The following is a 20014-nucleotide window of genomic DNA, read 5'->3' as shown; positions in this document are numbered from 1 at the left end:
GGTGGCCGTCGTCAGCGCGACGGCCACTCCGGAGCGCCGCCCGGGTGCCGGGTACCGTGGTCGGGTGCTGACCCGGGGAGTCGTACTCAACGATCGCTATCTGCTCGACGATCGGATCGCGACCGGCGGCATGGGCGAGGTCTGGTCGGCCACCGACAAGCTGCTGGGACGCAGGGTCGCGGTCAAGGTGCTGCTGCCGGCGCTGGTCTCGGACACCGAGTTCATCACCCGGTTCCGCACCGAGGCACGGATGCTCGCCGCGCTCCGCCATCCCGGCATCGTCGCGGTCCACGACTACGGCGAGGACGCGATGGTCGATGACCGCCGGGTGGACTACCTCGTCATGGAGTACATCGAGGGCATTCCGCTGTCGAAGCGGATCAGGGCCGCCGGCCGGCTCGGTGTCGCCGAGACCGTCTCCATCCTGGCCCAGGCCGCGCAGGCGTTGCACGTCGCGCACAACGCCAACATCGTCCACCGGGACGTCAAGCCGAGCAACCTGCTGATCCAGCCGGACGGCAGCGTCGTACTCGTCGACTTCGGCGTGGCCCGGTCCGGGAACGTCACCAGCATCACCGGCACGAACGTCGTACTCGGCACGGTGCAGTACATGGCGCCCGAGCAGATCGCCGGTCGGCCCGTCTCGGCGGCCACCGACGTCTACGCGCTCGGCGCGGTCGCGTACTCCTGCCTGACCGGCCGACCGCCGTTCCCCGGCGCCAATCCACTGCACGTGGTGACCCAGCACCTCCAGGACGACCCGCCCACGCTGCCGCTCGACGTACCCGCGTCGGTGGCGGCACTGGTGAGCCGGGCCCTGGCCAAGGACCCCGCCGGGCGGTACCCGAGCGCCGCGGCGTTCGCCGACGCCGCCCGCGCCGCCCAACACGCCGGGTCGATTCCGCCGCCACCACCGCCGCCCGGCCCGAGCTTCGCCCACGGCGGTGGGTCCGGCATCGGCCTCGGCGGCGCCACGACCGGCGGTCACTCGGTCGGCGCCACGACCGGTGGGCTCGGCTCAGGCGCCACGACCGGTGGGCTCGGCTCAGGCGCCACGACCGGCGGGCTGGTGCCGAACACCCGTCCGGAGCTGCGGTCCATCCCGCCTCGGCCACGGAATGACCCCGGTGCGGGCCCGCATCCCGACCGGTCACACTCCGAGGCGGGCCCGCTGTATTTCCCGCCGACCGTCCGCAGCAACCGGCGCCGCCACGTTCTGCTCGCCAGCGTGGCCGGGGCGGTCGTCCTCGCGCTCGCCAGCGTCGCCGCCTTCGTGGGCCTGCGACCCGACGACGAGGAACCCTCGCCGGAGGAGCTGACGAAGGCGTGGGTTGGGACCTCTGCCAGTGCGGACCCTGGCGATGGCGGCGCCGGACCGGCGGCCCGCGCGACGGCGACCGCCCGGCCGAGCCAGTCGGCCAAGGCCCCCGGCACGACGAATCCCTCGGTCCCCTCCCGGGGCACCGACCCGGACACCACCGGCGGCCCGAAACCGGGTACGACGCCGGGCAAGCCCCCGGCGAGCAATCCGCACACCCCTGGCAAGGTCTGCGGCAGCGGGTACAAGGTGATCGATTCGGCCACGCTGACCGGATCGGACGGCGTACAGCGGGGCAAGGTGTACCTGCTGTACAACGCCGGCAACGGCTACAACTGCACGGTCGCCCTCAAGTCCACCTCGATCGGCAAGGCGACGGCGGTCTCGACGTACCTGGAGGTGCAGGGCCGGACCCGGAGTACCGACGGCGGTTCCTTCGCGTACTACGCCGGTCCGGTACGGGCGAAGGCCGCCGGGGTCTGCGTGCGCTGGGGTGGCTCGGCCGCCGGGGCCAGTTACGGCAGCCCGTTCGAGCACTGCGACTGATCGTCGGAGGCTGTCGCCCGCCCTGCTCAGGTGCGCTGTCGGGAGTGGGTGGCGAGCACCGCCGCCAGCCGCGCCGGATCGGCCCCGACCAGTCCCCGTTTCGGCAGCACGAGCACCATCGCGGCACGCTTCTCCGAGGCCAGCAGGACGAACGACCGGGCCGTCTCGACGTACAGCGGGTACTGGGGCCAGCGGCTCGTCGTCTCCCCGGCCGCGTTGCTGAGCTGCACTCCGGCGTCGGACACCGTCGCCCGGATCGGCTGGGACAGCCAGGGATTCCCGCGCACGATGAGGCGGACCTGCCCCCGGTAGATCAGGGCGAACAGGAGCCGGAGCAGCAGCAGGCTCAGCCCGATGATGAGGAGCACCAGCACGACGGAGATGGCCCCGACGATCGCGATGGCCAGCGCCGGCAGCTCCCCGACCCCGGATGAGACGAGGGCCTTGGCGAGCCCGATCAGCGCGGCGGCCGTCAGCAGGGGAACCAGCCAGGGACGCCAGATCCGACGCTGCTGGGCGGCGAACCCGTCGCGCAGGTCGTCCGGGGTGAGGGTGTAACGGAGCACGATCGGATCGGTCGTGATCTGCTCGGCTGGCATAGCCGGGCAGCTTACCGGGATTGGAGCGCTCGACCGGCCGAGCGATTGACGAGCGGTGCGACAATGCACTACTCGGCAGCGTGCGCGGTACCGGTACGGGTTCACCGGCGACGGCCACGTCAGTGACAGCCAGATCAGCGCACCGGCCGCGCCCCCGTGGGCAGGCCGGCGTGCGACACGGGGAGACATCGAAATGTTCGACTCTGCGACGACCCAGGTGATTACACCGGTCCCGCCACCACCGCCGGCCCGGCGTCGTAACGGCCGCCTCTGGCTGCTGATCAGTGGTCTGCTGACCCTGCTCCTTGCCGGTACCGCGCTGGTCGTGATCCACCCGCTGCGGCAACCGCTGCCCGCGCCGGCCGTCACGCGGACCCTCCCCGCGTCGATGGTCATCCCCGGCGAGGCCCCGACGGTGCCGTGGCCGAGGTCCGGGCAGGCGGCCCTCTCGGTCGAGGGGCTCGGCTCGCTCGGCACCTCGGGCGGCAGCGAGCCGATACCGATCGCGAGCGTGGCCAAGGTGATGACGGCGTACGTCATCCTGACCGAGCACCCCCTCAAACGGGGCGAGCACGGACCGAAGCTCACGGTCAGCGCCGCGCAGGCCGCCGCGTACCCGGCGGAGCTGGCCCGTGGCGAGTCCCTGGTGGCGGTCCGAGCGGGCGCGGTCTTCACCGAGCGGCAGGCGTTGCAGGCGGTGCTGCTCCCGTCGGCGAACAACATGGCGCGGATCCTCGCGGCCTGGGACGCCGGCAGCATCGAGGCGTTCGTCGCCAAGATGAACGACACGGCCGCCAAACTGGGCATGGCCGACACCCGCTACACCGATCCGTCCGGGCTCGACGCGGGCAGCGTGAGCACCGCCGTGGACCAGGTGATCCTGGCCCGCAAGGCGATGAAGCTGCCGGCGTTCGCGGAGATCGTGGCGCAGAAGAAGGCCACCCTCCCGGTCGCCGGCACGGTGAAGAACTACAACTCCCTGGTCGGCCGGGACGGCGTCGTGGGGATCAAGACCGGGTCCACCGACGAGGCCGGCGGCTGCCTGGTCTTCGCCGCCGTCGTCAAGGTCGGCGGCCGGCGAATCACCATCGTGGGCGCCGTCTTCGGGCAGCCCGGCGCCAACACCCCGGTGCAGCTGGACCGGGTGTTCAAGGCGACCCGACCGCTGGTCCGCACCGCCGCCGCGGCGATCGTCGTGCATCCGATCGTCCGGGCCGGCGACCAGGTCGCCACCGTGCAGGGACCGCTCGGCACCGGCACGACGATCAACGCCGGGAAGGACCTGGCCGTGGTGGGTTGGCCCGGCATGGAGGTACGGCTGGACGTCGACATCCCGGCCGTACCGACGCGGCTGCTGGCCGACGCCGAACACGGCCAGATCAGTGCGGTCGCCGGGGACAACGCCCCGGTCGGCGCCCCGCTGCACACCGGCGTACGGCTGGAGCCGCCGAGCAACTGGGACCGCATCCGCGAACGCCGCTGACCCGCGTGACCCACCGCCGAGGTCGTACGAGAAGAGGTTCCTGTTGTCCGCCATCGCATCGCTGACGCTGCTCGACAGGAGCGGGGTCCCGGAACTGGCCCGGCTGGCGCAGACGTCGCCGTCGTCGCTGCACACCTACCTCGCCGAGCACGGGCGCAGGCCGCCGGAAGAGTACGACTGGTCCGGCTACTGCATGCTGTACGTCCTCACCTATCTCCAGGAGCGCGACGTCGACCTCGAGCGGTCGGAGTTCCAGCCGGAGTCCGCCGCGATCAACGGGTCGTGCGGCATGAGCCTGCTCATCCCGCCGGCGGACGAAGGACTCCTGGGCCGGCTCGATCCGGCCGGGCACAGCACGAAGGAGTTGGCCGCCCACTTCGCGGAGATGGGGTTCGACTCCTCCGAGGAGAGCGTGATGGCCGGGCTGGATGGACTGCGGCTGCTGCGCGACACCATCGCCCACCTCCGGGAGGACGAGGTCCTGCTACTGCAGATCGGTTGAGGCGGGGCGATGCTGTCGCCCCGCCCCGCCGTTCCTGGACACGTCGACCGGCGACCTGCTTCGCACCGCTGTTCGCGGTGACACGTCAGGGCGTGGGTACCGGTGACGCGGCCTCCCAGGCGAAGCCGTCCGGGTCGCTGAAGGAGCCGGCATCGCCGCCGATCGTGAGCCGGTGCGATCCGGTGCCGTCGGGAGAGACACCGGCGTCCTTGGCGAGGGCGCGGCGCCGGTACAGCGCCAGCTTGATCGGGCCCGACCCGGTGGCGAACTCGACGTACATGCGGCCGAAGCTCTTCGCCACGACAAGGCCGTGGTCGACGTAGAACCGCTTGCTCGCGGCGACGTCCGCGGTTCCCAGCAGGAGCACGATGTCGTCGATCTGGCGGGTGGCGGGGCCGGTGTCCTTCTTCGCCGAGGTGGCGACCTTCCAGATTGTCCCGTCCGGGGCCTGCACGACGCCGCCGTAGCCCCAGAGCGATTTCGCGGCAGGCTTGAGCGACGTGGCGCCGGCACCGAGGGCGGCGTTGACGAGGCTGTCGACGGTGCCGGGCTGGGACACCGTGAGCGACAGCGTGAACCCACGGAAACCGGTGCTGGCGGCCTGCGACGCCCGCAGGCGTACCTGGCTGTCCAGACCGAAGGCGGTGCGGTAGAAGCGTTCGGCGGCGGTAGGGTCGGCCACGTCGAGGGTGACGGATTCGATGAATGTCATGGTCATCACGCTAGTTCCGGCTCGGTGACCAGCGCTTCTCGATTCCTGACCGGTCTTGTCGGGTCCGCCCGAGGGCTCTGCACCCGGAGTCGACCCAGCGCCGCCACGCGCTCGATACGACGCCTCATCAGGTACCCGTACGGCGACTCGCCGTAGGCCAGCCGGAACTGGCGGCTGAGCTGCCCGGCCGACATGTCCACGTCACGGGCGAGCGCCTCGACGTCGAGCGGCTCCGCGTACCCCCGGTCGATCCGATCCCGGACCCGGCGCAGTCGTACGAGTTCGTCCAGCCGGTACGCCGTGCTGCGGGCACGCCCCCACGAGGGGTGACACATGAGAGAACTCCTTCCGTCGATGTCCGTGAGCGCCTGGATCGCCGGTCGAGGTGGGCGGCGAGGTGCTCGATCGCGATGATCACCGGCTCGCCGGTAGTCGACGGGCCGGTTGAACGGGCCGAGCCGGATGATCGGACCGGTCAGCGGAGCTCCTGGATCCGAATCAAGTTGCCGGCCGGATCGCGGAAGGCGCAGTCACGGACGCCGTACGGCTGCTCGGTCGGTTCCTGTACGACCTCGGCGTCGCCGGCCTGGACCTTCTCGAAGGTGCCGTCGAGGTCCCGGGTGGCCAGCAGGATCCAGCCGTAGGTGCCCTTGGCCATCATCTCGGCGATGGTGCGGCGCTCGTCCTCGGTGATCCCGGGGTCGACGGCCGGCGGCGCCAGAAGAATGGATGTGCCGGGCTGGCCGACGGGGCCGACCGTGATCCAGCGCATCTTGCCCTTCCCGACGTCGCTGCGAACCTCGAAGTCGAGGGCATCTCGGTAGAAGGCCAGGGACGCGTCCGGGTCGTCGTGCGGAAGGACGGTCGTGTGAATGGTGATGTCCATGATGATCAGGCTATGCGCCTCGATGACCCGTGCTTCTTGATTCCTGACCGATCGGCCCGCAGGCTTCGTCACACGCGAGCGCATCCTCTGCGGTGGCACGCGGCACGTCCCCGCTACGCCAGCGGGACAGTTCTCCGCTTCGACCCGGTCGAACCCCGACGGGCCGTCCAGAGGTCACCTAGCTCGTACCGGTGGTCCACTCGATGATCTTGCGTCAGGCATTGCCCGTTCAAGGCGTTGAATGGTGGAGCCGAGGGGACTCGAACCCCTAACCCCTGCCTTGCAAAGGCAGTGCTCTGCCAGTTGAGCTACGGCCCCGGGCTGGACCACGTCCCCGGGGACGGCGGTCCGATCGGAAGACTACCGAAGGTCCGGCGCGGTGGTGGCCTCATGCCAGAGGGCCCGCTCGTCGTTGGATTCCTTGACCTTCTTGTAGACGAGTGCCGCGACGCCTACCACGCCGACGACGAGCAGGATCTTCTTCAACATGGATGTATCCTCACGCTCGACCAGTCGTCGGACGGTGTGAAGTGGGGCTAGATGGAATCGAACCATCGACCTCAGAGTTATCAGCTCTGCGCTCTAACCGACTGAGCTATAGCCCCCCGTGCGCCGAGCAAGGTTACCGTACCCCCGGCGCCGATCCCAACTCGGGGCCGCCGCTGGCGAAACCTGCACTGCCCTACCCGGTACGACGAGACGGTACCGGAACGACGAACGCCGGGGCCACCGCTTTGCGGCGTGCCCCGGCGTGTGCCGAAACCGCTGTCGTCCGCTCAGTCCCGCTCGGCGAGCGTCAGCTCGACGCCGCCGACCAGGTCGGCGCAGACGTTGTAGATGAAGGCCGCGAGCGTGGCCAACGCGGTGAAGAGCACCACGTTCACCAGGCCGATGAGACCCGAGGTGAGGATGACACCCTTGGCGGTGATCTTGAAGGTGCTGCCGCCCTGACCGCCGGTCGCGCTGAGCATGTCGGTGAGCGTGCCGTTCACGCTGTCGAAGACGCCCATCGCGTCGAGCGCGAGATAGAGCACGGACGTTGCGACGATCACCACGATGAAGAGCACCAGCGAGACCGCGAACGAGAACTTCATGACGGACCAGGGGTCGATCCGCTTCAGGTTCAGCCGGGCCCGACGTGGACCCCGCGAGGCCGCCGAGCTGACCGTGCTGCGGGCGGCGCGAACGGCCTCGGTCACCCGCGCGGCACCGACCGCTCCGGCACCACCGGCGGCCGCACCACCGCCGCCGCCGGCACCCGGGCCGCCGGTCGCCCCGGCGGCGCCGACTCCGGTGGCCGGCCGCGCGGCGGGACCGCCGAACCCGAACCGACTCGTCGGGGTCTGGGGTTGGGGCGTTCCACCGGCCCGCCCGGGCCGGAAGGCACCCTGCTGGGCGCTGGAGATCGGCTGGGTCGACTCGGCACCGCTCGCCGTGGGGACGGCCGGCCGTTCGGTCCGGTTCGGGATGCGTTCGGTACGGCTGGACGAGCCCGGTTGCTCCAACCGGCCGGTCGGGGCGGACTGCTCGGCTCTATCGGCCGGCTCTACCCGACCGGCTCCGACGGTGACCCTCGGGGCCGGGGAGGATGCGACCGGGTAGGTCACGGTCTCCTCGGCGTCCTTCGCGACCGGCGCCGTCTCCTCGAGGCTGCCGTCGGCCTGGGCCGACGTGCTGGCCGACTCCTCGGGAAGCTGCTCGGGTGGCGGCGGCATGCCCGGCGCCCGGGTGAACTTGGGGGACGGCGCGTCAGCGGGGACTACCGCCCGGCCGACTGCCGTGCGGCCGGTCGCTGGTGCGCCGGCACCGCCGGCCTCCTCGTCGACCGGGTTGGTCGAGGCCCCCGCAGCCCCCGACTTCGCCTGTGTCTCCGTCATCAACTAGTCCTGTTCGTCAGGCTCGTCGGCATTGCGAGCAATCGCCACAATAGTCACGCCGTCTGGTAGGTCCATCAGTTTGACCCCCATTGTGTTCCGATCACGCGTTCGGCGTACAGGCTTCACGGGAGTCCGGATCACACCGCCGTTGCTGGTGATGGCAAACAGCTCGTCGTCCGGGCTGATCACGACCGCACCGACCAGACCACCACGGCGTTCGGTGATCTTCGCGGTCAGCACCCCTTTACCTCCCCTACCCTGCACGGGGTACACCTCGATCGGGGTACGTTTTGCGTATCCCCCGTTCGTCGCCACCAGGACATCCAGGTTCATGCCCTCGCGGACTACCTCCATCGCCAACAGCACGTCGTCGTCGGTGAACCGCATCCCGATCACCCCCGACGTGGCCCGGCCCATCGGCCGGAGCGCCTCGTCCGTGGCGTTGAACCGAATCGCCTGCGCCTGCTTGGACACCAGCAGGAGATCGTCCCCGGGTCCCGCCAGCGCCGCTCCTACCAGCTCGTCCTCGTCCCGGAGGTTGATCGCGATCACGCCGCCGGAACGGTTGGAATCGAACTCCTCCAACTTCGTCTTCTTCACCAGGCCGTTCCTGGTGGCCAGCACCAGGTAGGGCGCGACCTGGTAGTCCGGGATCTCGATGACCTGGGCGATCTGCTCGTCCGGCTGGAAGGCGAGCAGATTGGCCACGTGCTGACCTTTCGCCACCCTACTGGCCTCTGGCAACTCGTACGCCTTGGCCCGGTAGACCCTCCCCTTATTGGTGAAGAAGAGCATCCAGTCGTGCGTCGAGCAGACAAAGAAGTGGCTGACGATATCGTCCTGCCGAAGCGTGGCGCCACTGACCCCCTTGCCGCCGCGCCGCTGCGAGCGGTAGAGGTCGACCTTGGTCCGCTTGGCGTAGCCGGTCCGGGTGATGGTGACCACCACGTCCTCGCGGGCGATCAGGTCCTCCATCGAGACCTCGCCCTCGAAGGGCACGATCTTGGTCCGGCGCTCGTCGCCCCACTTGGCCACGATCTCGCCGAGCTCCTCGGAAACGATCTTCCGCTGCCGCTCCGGCTTGGCCAGGATGTCCTTGAGGTCCGCGATCTCGATCTCGATCTTGGCCAACTCGTCGATGATCTTCTGACGTTCCAGCGCGGCGAGCCGGCGCAGCTGCATGTCCAGGATCGCCGTGGCCTGTACCTCGTCGATCTCCAGCAGCTGGATCAGACCCTGCCGGGCCTCGTCCACCGTGGGCGAGCGACGGATCAACGCGATGACGTCGTCGAGCGCGTCCAGCGCCTTGACCAGACCCCGGAGGATATGCGCCCGCTCCTCGGCCTTCCGCAACCGGTACGCGGTACGCCGGCGGATCACGTTGATCTGGTGCTCGACGTAGTAGCGGATGAACTGTGCCAGGTTGAGCGTCCGGGGCACCCCGTCGACCAGGGCCAGCATGTTGGCGCCGAAGGTCTCCTGGAGCTGGGTGTGCTTGTAGAGGTTGTTCAGCACCACCTTCGCCACCGCGTCGCGCTTGAGCACCAGCACGATCCGCATGCCCGTACGCCCGGAGGACTCGTCCCGGATGTCGGCGATCCCGGCGAGCTTCCCCTCCTTGATCAGCTCGGCGATCCGCTCGGCCAGGTTGTCGGGGTTGACCTGGTACGGCAGCTCGGTGACGACCAGGCAGGTCCGGCCCTTCTTGTCCTCCTCGACCTCGACCACCGCGCGCATCCGGATCGAGCCACGCCCGGTCCGGTACGCGTCCTGGATCGGGGTCGTCCCGACGATCAGGCCGTGCGTCGGGAAGTCCGGCCCCTTGACGATCCCGATCAGCTCGTCGAGGGTGGTCGCCTCGTCGGCGTCCGGGTTCTCCAGGCACCACTGCACCGCCGCGCCGATCTCCCGCAGGTTGTGCGGCGGGATCTTGGTCGCCATTCCGACCGCGATGCCCTCGGAGCCGTTGAGCAGCAGGTTGGGCACGCGCGACGGCAGGATCGTCGGCTCCTTGGCCCGGCCGTCGTAGTTGTCCTGGAAGTCGACGGTGTCCTCGTCGATGTCCCGGAGCATCTCCATCGCCAACGGGTCGAGCTTGCACTCGGTGTAGCGCATGGCGGCTGCCGGGTCGTTACCCGGAGAGCCGAAGTTGCCGTTGCCGTCGACCAGCGGGTAGCGCAGGGACCAGGTCTGGGCCATCCGGACCAGGGCGTCGTAGATGGAGGAGTCGCCGTGCGGGTGGAACTGACCCATCACGTCGCCGACCACCCGGGAGCACTTCACGTACCCCCGGTCCGGCCGGTAGCCGGAGTCGAACATGGCGTAGAGAATCTTGCGGTGTACGGGCTTGAGCCCGTCCCGCACGTCCGGCAGTGCCCGCCCGACGATCACGCTCATCGCGTAGTCGAGGTAGGAGCGCTGCATCTCCACCTCGAGCCCGACCGGTTCGATCCGATCGTGCTGAGCGACCGCGCCGCCGGCAGCGGTCTCCTGCTCTGGCTCGTTCGCGGAGGACTCGGGAGTATCCGTCACTGTCAACCCTTATCAGACTCAAAGCCGCATTCCGCTGTGGATAACGGCTGTGGAAACCGTGGAAGCTGTGGATAACTGTGTGGAACGACGATGTTGCCGGGCCATTCGTCCAGGCCCGGCAACACCGCACCGCCGGTCAGGGCCGGCCGTGCGGGATCGCCGTACCGGCACTAGATGTCGAGGAAGCGAACGTCCTTGGCGTTGCGCTGGATGAACGAGCGGCGTGCTTCCACGTCCTCGCCCATCAGCACGCTGAACAGCTCGTCGGCGGTTGCCGCGTCGTCGAGGGTGACCTGCCGGAGGGTACGGGTCGCTGGGTTCATCGTGGTTTCCCACAGTTCGGGGTAGTTCATCTCGCCCAGACCCTTGAACCGCTGGATGTCGTCCGGCTTGGCGTTCGCCTTCTTCTGCTGACGTAGCGCGATCAGTCCGTCCCGCTCCCGGTCGGAGTAGGCGTACTGGGCGTCGTCGCCCTTGCGGTTCCACTTGATCTTGTAGAGCGGCGGGGCCGCGAGGTAGACGTGCCCCATCTCGACCAACGGCCGCATGAAGCGGAACAGCAGGGTGAGCAGCAGCGTCTGGATGTGCTGACCGTCGACGTCGGCGTCGGCCATCAGCACCACCTTGTGGTAGCGCAGCTTCTCCATGTCGAAGTCGTCGTGGATGCCGGTGCCCAGCGCGGTGATCAGCGCCTGGACCTCGTTGTTCTTCAGCACCCGGTCGATCCGGGCCTTCTCCACGTTGAGGATCTTGCCTCGGATCGGCAGGATCGCCTGGGTACGCGGATCCCGGCCCTGCTTGGCCGAGCCGCCCGCCGAGTCACCCTCGACGATGAACACCTCGGACTCACGCGGGTCGGTGGACTGGCAGTCGGCCAGCTTGCCCGGCATCGAGCCGGACTCCAGCAGCGACTTGCGCCGGGCCAGCTTCCGGGCCTGCTGCGCGGCGATCCGGGCCCGAGCGGCCTGGGTCGCCTTGGTGATGATCAGCTTGACCTCGGCGGGGTTCCGGTCGAACCAGTCGACCAGCCACTCGTTGCAGGCCCGCTGCACGAAGCTCTTCACCGGGGTGTTGCCGAGCTTGGTCTTGGTCTGACCCTCGAACTGCGGGTTGGCCAGCTTGACCGAGATGATCGCCGCGAGCCCCTCCCGGATGTCCTCGCCGGAGAGCTTCTCGTCGCCCTTGAGCAGCTTCTTCTCCGCGCCGTACCGGTTGACCACGCTGGTCAGCGCGGCCCGGAAGCCCTCCTCGTGGGTACCACCCTCGTGCGTGTTGATGGTGTTCGCGAAGGTGTAGACCGACTCGCCGTACGACTCGTTCCACTGCATGGCGATCTCGACCGACATGCCCTCCTCCTCGGCCCCGAACTCCACCACGGTCTTGTGGATCGGGTTCTTCGAGTTGTTCAGGTGCCGGACGAAGTCGGCGATGCCGCCCTTGTAGCAGAACGTCACCTCACGAGCCTTGCCGTCCTCCTCCCGCACCCGCTCGTCGCGGAGCTGGATGGTCAGGCCACGGTTCAGGAAGGCCATCTCCTGGAGCCGACGGTAGATCGTCTCGAAGGAGAAGTCGGTCGTCTCGAAGACGTCCGGGTCCGGCCAGAAGGAGACCGCCGAACCGGTCGTGTTGGTGGTCTCGCCCTTCTCCAGCGGGGAGGGCTTCGAGTTGTTGTAGTGCTGCCGCCAGACGTGCCCGGACTTGTGGATCTCCACGAACATCCGGGTGGAGAGCGCGTTGACCACCGAGACGCCGACGCCGTGCAGGCCACCGGAGACCTGGTACGCCTTGCCGTCGAACTTGCCGCCGGCGTGCAGCACGGTCAACGCGACCTCGACACCGGGCTTCTTCAGCTTCGGGTGCAGGTCGACGGGGAACCCACGACCGTTGTCGGTGACCTGTACGCCGCCGTCGGCGAGCAGGACCACCTCGATCGTGTCGCAGTAGCCGGCCATCGCCTCGTCCACCGCGTTGTCCACAACTTCCTGGACAAGGTGGTGCAGACCGCGCTCACCGGTCGATCCGATGTACATACCAGGCCGCTTCCGGACGGCCTCCAGGCCCTCCAGAACGGTGATCGACTCGGCGCCGTACTCCTGCTTCTTCTGCGCTGCCACCTTGGCCACTTTCTCGCGTCGCTCCACGCCGGGTCAGGCGCGGAGAGGCGCGGGTTTGGTGGACGGCCACGACGGCGGGCGCGCGGGCCGACACCACGACAAGTTCCGGGGTACGGTCGAACGCGCCGGTCGCCGCGGTTGCCCACGGATCGCGATCGGCTCGGACCCGGCGCGGTCCCGGCCCGAATCCTTGAGGTCCGGGTCATCGCTCCACACCGTGTCGTCGTCTCGCTGTCAATCTTACTGTGCCCAGATGACATATTGGTTATCCGGCACCCTGCGCGGCGCCCTGAGACAGTCGTAGGCGCCCGAACCCCCACTCCTACGACTCCCCCCACACGCATGGGGTCGGATCGGGGGCGGTTTCCGGCATCGCCGCGTCGACCACGGACGGGCGGATCCACTCCGGCCGACCTCCCCGCGGCCTCCGCCGGACGACCGGAGCGGGGGGTCGCGCGAACCCGGGCGGTGCCGTAACTTTGCGACAGCGACGCCGTGAGTAAGCTCCGTGGCCAAGATGCCCGGAAAGCGCATCGGACGGTCCTACCGACCGGTTTCGTCAGGTGCCAAGAGAGGTGACGCTCGATGGGGCTGGACAATGTCGCGGTGCGCTGGCCGCGGACCGGCCGCTTCTACGACCCGGTGGCCCCGGCCGAGTTCGTGGACTTCGGCGAGTTGGCCGACGTGCCGGAGGTCGCCGCACCGACTGCGGCCCTCGCCGGATACATCGCCAAGACCGGTTCGGTCCGGGCGACCGCGTACACCGAGCTGGTCGATCTGCTGCTCGGCCTCGACGGCGTGCTGTACGCCACCGAGGCGGCCGCCGAGGACGAGGACCCGGTGATCGATCCGGACGGGTGCGCCTGGATCGCGGGCGGGCTGGAGCGGTTCGTCGACGGACACCGGAGTTTCGGCGAGTCGGTGACCTTCGACACGGTGAGCGCCGTGCTGCAGGCCGCACTCGCCGACGGCCGGCTGGCCGAGCAGCAACTGCGGTGGCTGGACGGCCGGCTGGACGCGCTCCGCGACGAGTCCGGGGCGGCGCCGCAGTGGAGCTTCTCCCGTTCCGAGCTGGGTGTCCTCGCGGGCTTCTACCGGCGCTGCGCGGAGCGCGGCTTCGCTGTCTACGCCGACTCCTGACCCTCGGGCCGCTGGCGGCTGACCCGAGCCGCCGACTCACGCACTCGAACCACCGATCCGCGCACCCGAACCACCGATCCGCGCACTCGAACCGCCGACTCCTGACCCGAGCCGCTCGCGCCTGCCCCCCGAGCCGCCACGTCGAGCTGTCGACGCCGGGCTGTCGACCTGTCGAACGGTGACCGGTCGGCCGAACGGCCACGTACGGCTTAGTCCGAATCGCCGGTTGCGCGACGGTACGCGTGACTTTTCCCACCGCCCCTGAACGAACCCGGGGAGCAGCAGCCAGACTTGCGCGTCCTCCCGGAGTGTGGCGAATCGGTGACGGACAGCCATCCGGTGGGGACGTTCGATGCGTACGCCCGCCAACGAGCGGGAAGGGTTCGCGGCTTTGCGCACCACGTTTGGCGCCCTGCGCCATCGCAACTACCGGATCTGGGCGGGCGCCGGATTCGTGTCCGTGATCGGCACCTGGATGCAGGTGCTCGGGGTCAACTGGTACGTCCTGCAGCAGACCGGCTCGGCCACCTCGATGGGCTTCGCGGTGCTGCTCCAGGCTCTCCCCACCCTCCTGCTCAGCAGTTGGGGCGGTGCGCTCGCGGACCGGCTGCCGGCCCGGCCGCTGCTGATCAGTACCCAGGTCGGGCACGCCGCACTCGCCGCCGGGCTGGCCATGCTGGCCTGGTCGGACGCGCCCCAGATGTCGATGATCTACGCGATCTCACTGGTCAGCGGGGCGCTCACCGCGATCGAGGGCCCGGTCATGGGCCGGTACGGCTCGACGATGGTCGACCGGGAGACCCTCGGCAACGCCCTGGCGCTGGGCTCACTGACCAACTCCGCCGGCCGGATCCTCGGGATGAGCCTCGGTGCGGTCGTGGTCGCCGCCACCGGACCGGCCCTGCTGTTCGTGGTCAACGCGGTCAGTTTCGCCGCCGTGGTGGCCGCGCTCTTCTCCGTACGACAGCGGGATCTGTACCAGCCGGAACCCGATCCCGAGGGGCATCCCGAGGTCCGGCACGGAATCCGGGCCGGGCTGAGCTACCTCCGTCGGCAGCCGGTCATCCTGACCGCCCTCGCGCTCGCCTTCGTACTGGGCAGCCTGGGCCGCAACTACCAGGTCACAATGGCCGCGATGAGCGCCGGCCCGTTCGGTGGCGGGGCCGCGGTCTACGGCCTGCTCTCCACGGTCTTCGCGGTCGGTACGGTGCTCGGCGCACTGGCCGCCGCCCGCAGGCGCCACCTCAGCTACGGCCTCCTGATCGGCGCCGGAGTGGTCGCCAGCGTCCTGCAGGCCGTCGCCGGTCTGGCACCCGGCGTCTGGAGCTTCGCACTGGCGATCCTGCCGATCGCCGCCGCCGCCGTGATCATCGATACCACCGTCGGCACCCGGGCACAGCTCGACACCGACGGGGCAATGCGCGGCCGGGTGCTGGCCGCCGTCGCGGTGACCGGCTCGGTCGCGGCCGCCGTCGGTGCGCCCGGCCTCGGCTGGCTGTCCGAGCACGCCGGTCCCCGGCAGACGTTGGTACTCGCCGGCTGCGTCGGTCTGTTCGCCTCGGCCGGGGCCGGGCTGGCGTTGGCCCGTCGGCAGCGCACCGCCGTCGCGCCGGGCCTTCCCCTGCCGACGACAGCCGGAACGCTGCCCGCCACAGCGGGGAGGGTGCCTGCCATGGCGCGCTCCCGCGCCGGTCGGCTACGCGTCGCGGGAGGCGGATCCATCGGCCGGATGCCGGCCGTCCGCCTCCGTCGGCTCAGCCGTACGTATCCCGGGGACCACGTCCTCGTACCCGCCGTGGACCACGGACCCAGGACGGGGCGGTCGGGCCGTGCACGTGCAGCCGCCGAACCACGTTATGTCCCACCTCAGCGGCAATACGCCGAAGCAGCGAGCCGGCCAGCAGCCGAAGCTGGGTCGCCCACGCCGTCGACTCCGCCTCGACCGTGAGTTCGCCGTCCTCCAGCTTGATCGGACGGCTGTGCTCGGCGATGTCCGGCCCGACCACCCGCTCCCATGCGCCGAAGACGGTCGCCTCGGCCGCCGGCTGCTGCCAGCCACGCGCCTTCACCATCCGGGCCAGCACGGCACCGAAGAGCTGCGGATCCCGGGGGTCCGGTCCCGGCCCGGAATAGCCCCGGGGCCGACGCCGGGGCTTCCCGCCCCGACCGGTCGCCGGAGCGCCACCGGCCTCGCCGGGGCCGTCGCCGACGGTCGAATCGCCGGTGACCTCACCCCTTGCCCAGGTACGTCGACCCGACCCGCCCGCCTTCCGGCGAGCCATCGCGGCGTCCAGCACGGCGCGGGCCAACGCCGGCCCGGTCAGCTCCGTACCGTCGGCGGGCACCGGATCCGACGCGGCCGGTCCGGCGGTCCCGGAACCCGATCCGGCCGGACCGGGGTTCGACTCGGCCGAGCCGGCGCCCCGCCGCACTTCCGGGTCATTCGGCACGGCGTACCTCCCCGTCGGACGCCTCGAAGCGGGCACCCCGGAGGGCCTGCGGTACGTCGTCGGCGACCGCGCAGGTGACCACCAGCTGACTGGCGCCGGCGACCAGCTCGGCCAGCCGTTCCCGGCGTCCACTGTCCAGCTCGGCGAAGACGTCGTCAAGGACGAGTACCGGCTCCACCCCGTCGGCGCGGAGCAGGTCGTACGCGGCCAGCCGGAGCGCCAGGGCGAACGACCAGGACTCGCCGTGGCTCGCGTAGCCACGGGCCGGCAGTGGGCCGAGGGTGAGGGTCAACTCGTCGCGGTGCGGCCCGACCAGCGTCACGCCTCGCTCGATCTCGGACGTCCGGGACTCGGCCAGCGCGGTCGCCATCGCCGCCTCCAGCGCGGACCGGTCCGGCGCCGGATCGACGAGATCGAGCGAGGAGCGGTACGTGATCGCCGCCGCACCCCGTCCCGGCGCCACCGCGTCGTACGCCTTCGACACGTGCGGGCTCAGCGCCGCGACCAACTCCAATCGGCCGGCCAGAAGTTCCGCCCCGTGCCGGATCAGGTGGGTGTCCCAGACCGTCAGCGTCGACAGCTCCGTCCCGGAGTCGGCCGGTTGATCGGTCTCGGTCCGGGTACGCCGTCCCCGCCCACCGGAGGTCTTCCGGGCCAGATAGGCGGTACGCAGCAGCGCGTTGCGCTGTTTCACCACCCGCTCGTAGTCCGACCGTACGGCGGCGTACCGGGGCATCCGGGTGACCAGGAGGTCGTCGAGATAGCGCCGCCGCTCGGCCGGATCGCCCCGGACCAGTTCCAGGTCCTCCGGTGCGAAGAGCACCAGCCGCAGCGCGCCGAGCACGTCCCGGGCCCGTCGGGCCGGTGAGCGGTTCAGCCGGGCCCGGTTCGCCCGACCGGGAGCGATCTCCAGCTCGACCAGCAGCTCCCGTTGGTCGTGCACGATCGCGCACCGGATCACCGCGGTCGCCGCTCCGGCCCGGACCAGTGGGGCGTCGGTGGCGACCCGGTGGCTGGCCAGCGTCGCCACGTAGCCGAGCGCCTCGACGAGATTCGTCTTGCCGACCCCGTTGGGGCCGACGAGCACGTTCCCGCCCGGCTCCAGATCGACCCCGACCCGCTCGTACGAGCGGAAGTCGACCAGTTCGAGCCGGCGGACGTACACCGCGCTTAGTTCTTGCGGACGGCGTGCCCGCCGAACTGCTGGCGCAGCGCGGAGACGGCCTTCATCGCGGGCGAGTCGTCCTGTCGGGAGACGAACCGGGCGAAGAGCGAGGCGGTGATGACGTTCAGCGGCACTCCGAGCCGGACCGCCTCGTCGACCGTCCAGCGGCCCTCGCCGGTGTCCTCGGTGTAGCCGCTCAGGTCGGCCAGCTCCGGGTCCTCGTCGAGTGCCCGGTCAAGCAGGTCGAGTAGCCAGGAGCGGACCACGGTGCCCTCGCGCCAGGACTTGAAGACGCCTGGCACGTTGGTCACCAGTTCGGAGGCGGTCAGCAGTTCGTAGCCCTCGGCGTAGGCGTGCATCAGGCCGTACTCGATGCCGTTGTGCACCATCTTGGCGTAGTGCCCGGCGCCGACCGGCCCGGCGTGCACGAAGCCGAACTCGCCCGCCGGCTTGAGCGCATCGAAGATCGGCATCAACCGCTCGACGTGCTGCTCGTCCCCGCCGACCATCAGGCCGTAACCGTTCTCCCGACCCCAGATCCCGCCGGAGACCCCGACGTCGATGTAGCCGATGCCGTGCTGGTCGAGCTTTTCCGCCCGGGGCAGGTCGTCGCTGAACCGCGAGTTGCCGCCGTCGATGACGATGTCGCCGGGCGAGAGCACCTCGATCAGCCCGTCCACCGTGGCTTCGGTGTACTGCGCCGGGACCATCAGCCAGACGGCCCGGGGGGCGGCCAGCTTCTCCGCCAGCTCCGCCAGGCTGGCAGTGTCGCTGACTCCCGGATTCCGATCGAAGCCGATCACCTCGTGTCCGGCGGCGCGCAGTCGTTCGCGCATGTTGCCGCCCATCCGGCCGAGGCCTACGAGGCCGAGCTGCATGAACTTTCCCTTCGGAACCGTGCGATCAGCGGGTGACCCGGATCGGCATAATCAGGTATCGATAGCCAGGAATGACCTCGCCGTCCTCGCCGGAGGGCGAGATGACGGCGGGCTTGAACGCGTCGACGAAGGAGAAGACCGCCAGCGCGGATCCGAGATTCTGCAAACCGTCGATCAGGTACTGAGGGTTGAAGCCGATGGTCAGCGGCTCTCCGGTGAAGGTGGCGTCCATCGCCTCGCTCGCCCGCGCCTCCTCGGTGCTGCCGGCCTCGACGACCAGGCCGTCGGAGCTGAAGTTCAGCAGCACCGGCGTGGTCCGACCGCCGACCAGCGACACCCGCTTGACGACCTCGGTGAGCGCGGCGACCGACACCCGGGCCTCGGCGTTGTGGCTGGCGGGGAAGAGCGACCGCACCGGCGGGTAGTTGGCGCCGTCCAGCAGCCGGCTGGTGGTCCGGCGGGTGCCACCGGCGAAGCCGATCAGCCCCTCTCCGGCGGCGCCCTGGGCCAGGGCCATCGTGACGTCGCCGCCGATCGGGCCGAGGGCCTTGGCGGTGTCGTGCAGGGTCCGGGCCGGCACCAGCGCGTTGATGCTCACCTCGGGGTCGTCCGGGCGCCACTCGATCTCCCGCAGGGCGAGGCGGTAGCGGTCGGTCGCCAGCATCGACAGCATCGAGCCGTTCAGCTCGATGCGTACCCCGGTCATCATCGGCAGCGTCTCGTCCCGGCCGGCGGCGATCGCGACCTGACCGACCGCGGCGGCGAAGGTCGCCGCGTCGATCGTGCCGGCGCTGCCGGGCATCTCGGGAAGCGTCGGGTAGTCCTCGACCGGCATCGTCGGCAGGGTGAACCGGGCGCTGCCGCAGACCAGCTCCAGGTGGGCGCCGGCGGCGGCGATGTCCACCGGCTTCGCCGGCAGCGCCTTGGTGATCTCGGCCAGCAGCCGGCCGGAGACCAGCGCGGCACCCTCGGCCTCGCTCTGGACGTCGACGGTCACCTGGCTGGAGACCTCGTAGTCGAACCCGGAGACGTGCAGGCCACCCTCGGCGACCCGGAGCAGCACTCCGGCGAGCACCGGGACCGAGGGACGGTTGGGCAGACTCTTCGCGGTCCACGCCACGGCGTCGGCGAGCGCGTCGCGCTCCACGCGGAACTTCATGCCATGCCTCCGGATCGACGTCAGCGACAACTGTCTCATGCCGGCGGCAGCCTTCCGGCCCCGCCAACCGTGCGGGTCTTCATCGCACCTTAGGGCCCTGCCTCATCGGCTGTGCGTCCGACCCCGGTACTTCGGCAGATCTTGGCCGATCGGTACGACAAGTCAAACCGATCCACAGCATGCCCAACGCTGGTGATTGGTTTTTGTTCTTTAGAAGAGATATCTAAATCGTCTTCATCGGTGCTGTGCAAACTGTGGAGAGGCGGGGTCTACGCAGGTCAGAAGCTTATCCACCGGTGTGCGGGGTGTGGACAACCGGCCCGAAAACGGGGTCGCCCATCCACAGCCGGTCGGGCCGCCGAGGTTATCCACGGTTGTCCACCGGTTGTCCACCGGGTTACCCACCGCCTTTTCCCCATCTGTGGGCACAGCCGGTCGGACATCGACGAGCACTGTCCCCAGAACCTTCAACAGCCCGTGCACAGGCGGCCGAACCCGGTGGACAAGTCGGTGACTCTGGGTGACTGTCCACATCACTATCCCCAACACTTGTCCACAGCTTGTGGGTTCGCTCACCGAAGGCACCCCCCGGTTATCCACCGATGGTGGACAACCGGCTGTGGACGAGCTGTGTACGACGAAGCCCGGACCCG

Annotated in this window: 14 protein-coding genes, 2 tRNA genes and 3 pseudogenes; 5 read left to right on the top strand and 14 right to left on the bottom strand. The window is 69.8% G+C overall.

Annotated features, from left to right (window positions below; all coding sequences use genetic code 11):
* Positions 1-64: 64 nt before the first annotated feature.
* Positions 65-919: pseudogene (locus H4W31_RS45005) on the top strand (serine/threonine-protein kinase); the annotation flags it as partial.
* A 971-nt stretch (positions 920-1890) separates the two neighbouring features.
* On the opposite strand, the gene H4W31_RS08805 reads toward H4W31_RS45005, so the two are convergent.
* Complete coding sequence (locus tag H4W31_RS08805) at positions 1891-2463, bottom strand: YcxB family protein (protein WP_192766208.1); 573 nt, start codon at positions 2461-2463, stop codon at positions 1891-1893.
* 193 nt (positions 2464-2656) lie between these two features.
* Here H4W31_RS08805 and H4W31_RS08800 point away from each other — a divergent pair, with 193 nt between their 5' ends.
* Together H4W31_RS08800 and H4W31_RS08795 are read left to right on the top strand one after the other, a co-directional pair.
* Complete coding sequence (locus H4W31_RS08800) at positions 2657-3946, top strand: D-alanyl-D-alanine carboxypeptidase family protein (protein WP_192766207.1); 1290 nt, start codon at positions 2657-2659, stop codon at positions 3944-3946.
* 43 nt (positions 3947-3989) lie between these two features.
* Positions 3990-4448: a hypothetical protein gene (locus tag H4W31_RS08795; RefSeq protein ID WP_192766206.1), complete on the top strand. Its 459-nt coding sequence runs from the start codon at positions 3990-3992 to the stop codon at positions 4446-4448.
* Positions 4449-4533: 85 nt separating this feature from the next.
* Here H4W31_RS08795 and H4W31_RS08790 read toward each other — a convergent pair whose 3' ends face one another.
* The 9 genes and pseudogenes from H4W31_RS08790 to gyrB form a co-directional block, all read right to left on the bottom strand.
* The gene (locus H4W31_RS08790) at positions 4534-5160 is read right to left on the bottom strand and encodes a VOC family protein (RefSeq protein WP_192766205.1); all 627 of its coding nucleotides are present in this window, start codon (positions 5158-5160) and stop codon (positions 4534-4536) included.
* 89 nt (positions 5161-5249) lie between these two features.
* A pseudogene (locus H4W31_RS08785) lies at positions 5250-5495 on the bottom strand (AraC family transcriptional regulator); the annotation flags it as partial.
* A gap of 140 nt (positions 5496-5635) precedes the next feature.
* Entirely contained in the window at positions 5636-6046 is a 411-nt protein-coding gene (locus tag H4W31_RS08780; RefSeq protein ID WP_192766203.1) for a VOC family protein, read from the bottom strand.
* 242 nt (positions 6047-6288) lie between these two features.
* Positions 6289-6364 (bottom strand) — tRNA-Ala (locus tag H4W31_RS08775).
* A 42-nt stretch (positions 6365-6406) separates the two neighbouring features.
* Positions 6407-6535 carry a DLW-39 family protein gene (locus H4W31_RS42600; protein ID WP_225945452.1) on the bottom strand — a complete coding sequence of 43 codons (129 nt, stop codon included), beginning with the start codon at positions 6533-6535 and terminating at the stop codon, positions 6407-6409.
* 42 nt (positions 6536-6577) lie between these two features.
* Positions 6578-6651, bottom strand: a tRNA-Ile gene (locus H4W31_RS08770).
* A 171-nt stretch (positions 6652-6822) separates the two neighbouring features.
* Entirely contained in the window at positions 6823-7923 is a 1101-nt protein-coding gene (locus tag H4W31_RS08765) for a DUF3566 domain-containing protein (protein WP_192766202.1), read from the bottom strand.
* 3 nt (positions 7924-7926) lie between these two features.
* Positions 7927-10455 carry a DNA gyrase subunit A gene (gene gyrA / locus H4W31_RS08760; RefSeq protein WP_192766201.1) on the bottom strand — a complete coding sequence of 843 codons (2529 nt, stop codon included), beginning with the start codon at positions 10453-10455 and terminating at the stop codon, positions 7927-7929.
* Between the two features lie 170 nt (positions 10456-10625).
* Complete coding sequence (gene gyrB / locus H4W31_RS08755; RefSeq protein ID WP_192766200.1) at positions 10626-12569, bottom strand: DNA topoisomerase (ATP-hydrolyzing) subunit B; 1944 nt, start codon at positions 12567-12569, stop codon at positions 10626-10628.
* A 585-nt stretch (positions 12570-13154) separates the two neighbouring features.
* Between gyrB and H4W31_RS08750 the strand changes: the two genes are divergently transcribed.
* Both H4W31_RS08750 and H4W31_RS08745 read left to right on the top strand, forming a co-directional pair.
* Positions 13155-13709 (top strand): hypothetical protein, encoded by a 555-nt coding sequence (locus H4W31_RS08750; protein WP_192766199.1) that lies wholly within the window; start codon positions 13155-13157, stop codon positions 13707-13709.
* A gap of 352 nt (positions 13710-14061) precedes the next feature.
* A pseudogene (locus tag H4W31_RS08745) lies at positions 14062-15285 on the top strand (MFS transporter); the annotation flags it as partial.
* 178 nt (positions 15286-15463) lie between these two features.
* Here H4W31_RS08745 and H4W31_RS08740 read toward each other — a convergent pair.
* Genes H4W31_RS08740 through dnaN form a run of 4 tightly spaced genes read right to left on the bottom strand, consistent with a single transcriptional unit; the run spans position 15464 to position 19361 of the window.
* Complete coding sequence (locus H4W31_RS08740) at positions 15464-16141, bottom strand: DUF721 domain-containing protein (RefSeq protein ID WP_450091431.1); 678 nt, start codon at positions 16139-16141, stop codon at positions 15464-15466.
* 7 nt (positions 16142-16148) lie between these two features.
* The gene (recF, locus tag H4W31_RS08735) at positions 16149-17324 is read right to left on the bottom strand and encodes a DNA replication/repair protein RecF (protein ID WP_192766198.1); all 1176 of its coding nucleotides are present in this window, start codon (positions 17322-17324) and stop codon (positions 16149-16151) included.
* 5 nt (positions 17325-17329) lie between these two features.
* Complete coding sequence (gnd, locus tag H4W31_RS08730) at positions 17330-18202, bottom strand: phosphogluconate dehydrogenase (NAD(+)-dependent, decarboxylating) (protein WP_192766197.1); 873 nt, start codon at positions 18200-18202, stop codon at positions 17330-17332.
* Positions 18203-18227: 25 nt separating this feature from the next.
* A complete protein-coding gene (gene dnaN, locus H4W31_RS08725; RefSeq protein ID WP_192766196.1) occupies positions 18228-19361 on the bottom strand; it encodes a DNA polymerase III subunit beta in 1134 nt (377 codons plus the stop codon).
* Positions 19362-20014: the final 653 nt, after the last annotated feature.

The sequence above is a fragment of the Plantactinospora soyae genome, assembly GCF_014874095.1.
Taxonomy (GTDB): domain Bacteria; phylum Actinomycetota; class Actinomycetes; order Mycobacteriales; family Micromonosporaceae; genus Plantactinospora; species Plantactinospora soyae.
Note: the sequence above shows the minus strand (reverse complement) of the source record. Positions and strands in the feature narration are given on the sequence as shown.

Bases quoted from the DNA above. Each gene is read 5' to 3' on its own strand.
- H4W31_RS08790 (WP_192766205.1), bottom strand. From the start codon at position 5,160: ATGACATTCATCGAATCCGTCACCCTCGACGTGGCCGACCCTACCGCC.
- H4W31_RS08765 (WP_192766202.1), bottom strand. From the start codon at position 7,923: ATGACGGAGACACAGGCGAAGTCGGGGGCTGCGGGGGCCTCGACCAAC.
- gnd (WP_192766197.1), bottom strand. From the start codon at position 18,202: ATGCAGCTCGGCCTCGTAGGCCTCGGCCGGATGGGCGGCAACATGCGC.
- H4W31_RS08805 (WP_192766208.1), bottom strand. From the start codon at position 2,463: ATGCCAGCCGAGCAGATCACGACCGATCCGATCGTGCTCCGTTACACC.
- H4W31_RS08750 (WP_192766199.1), top strand. From the start codon at position 13,155: ATGGGGCTGGACAATGTCGCGGTGCGCTGGCCGCGGACCGGCCGCTTC.
- H4W31_RS08780 (WP_192766203.1), bottom strand. From the start codon at position 6,046: ATGGACATCACCATTCACACGACCGTCCTTCCGCACGACGACCCGGAC.
- dnaN (WP_192766196.1), bottom strand. From the start codon at position 19,361: ATGAAGTTCCGCGTGGAGCGCGACGCGCTCGCCGACGCCGTGGCGTGG.
- H4W31_RS08800 (WP_192766207.1), top strand. From the start codon at position 2,657: ATGTTCGACTCTGCGACGACCCAGGTGATTACACCGGTCCCGCCACCA.
- H4W31_RS42600 (WP_225945452.1), bottom strand. From the start codon at position 6,535: ATGTTGAAGAAGATCCTGCTCGTCGTCGGCGTGGTAGGCGTCGCGGCA.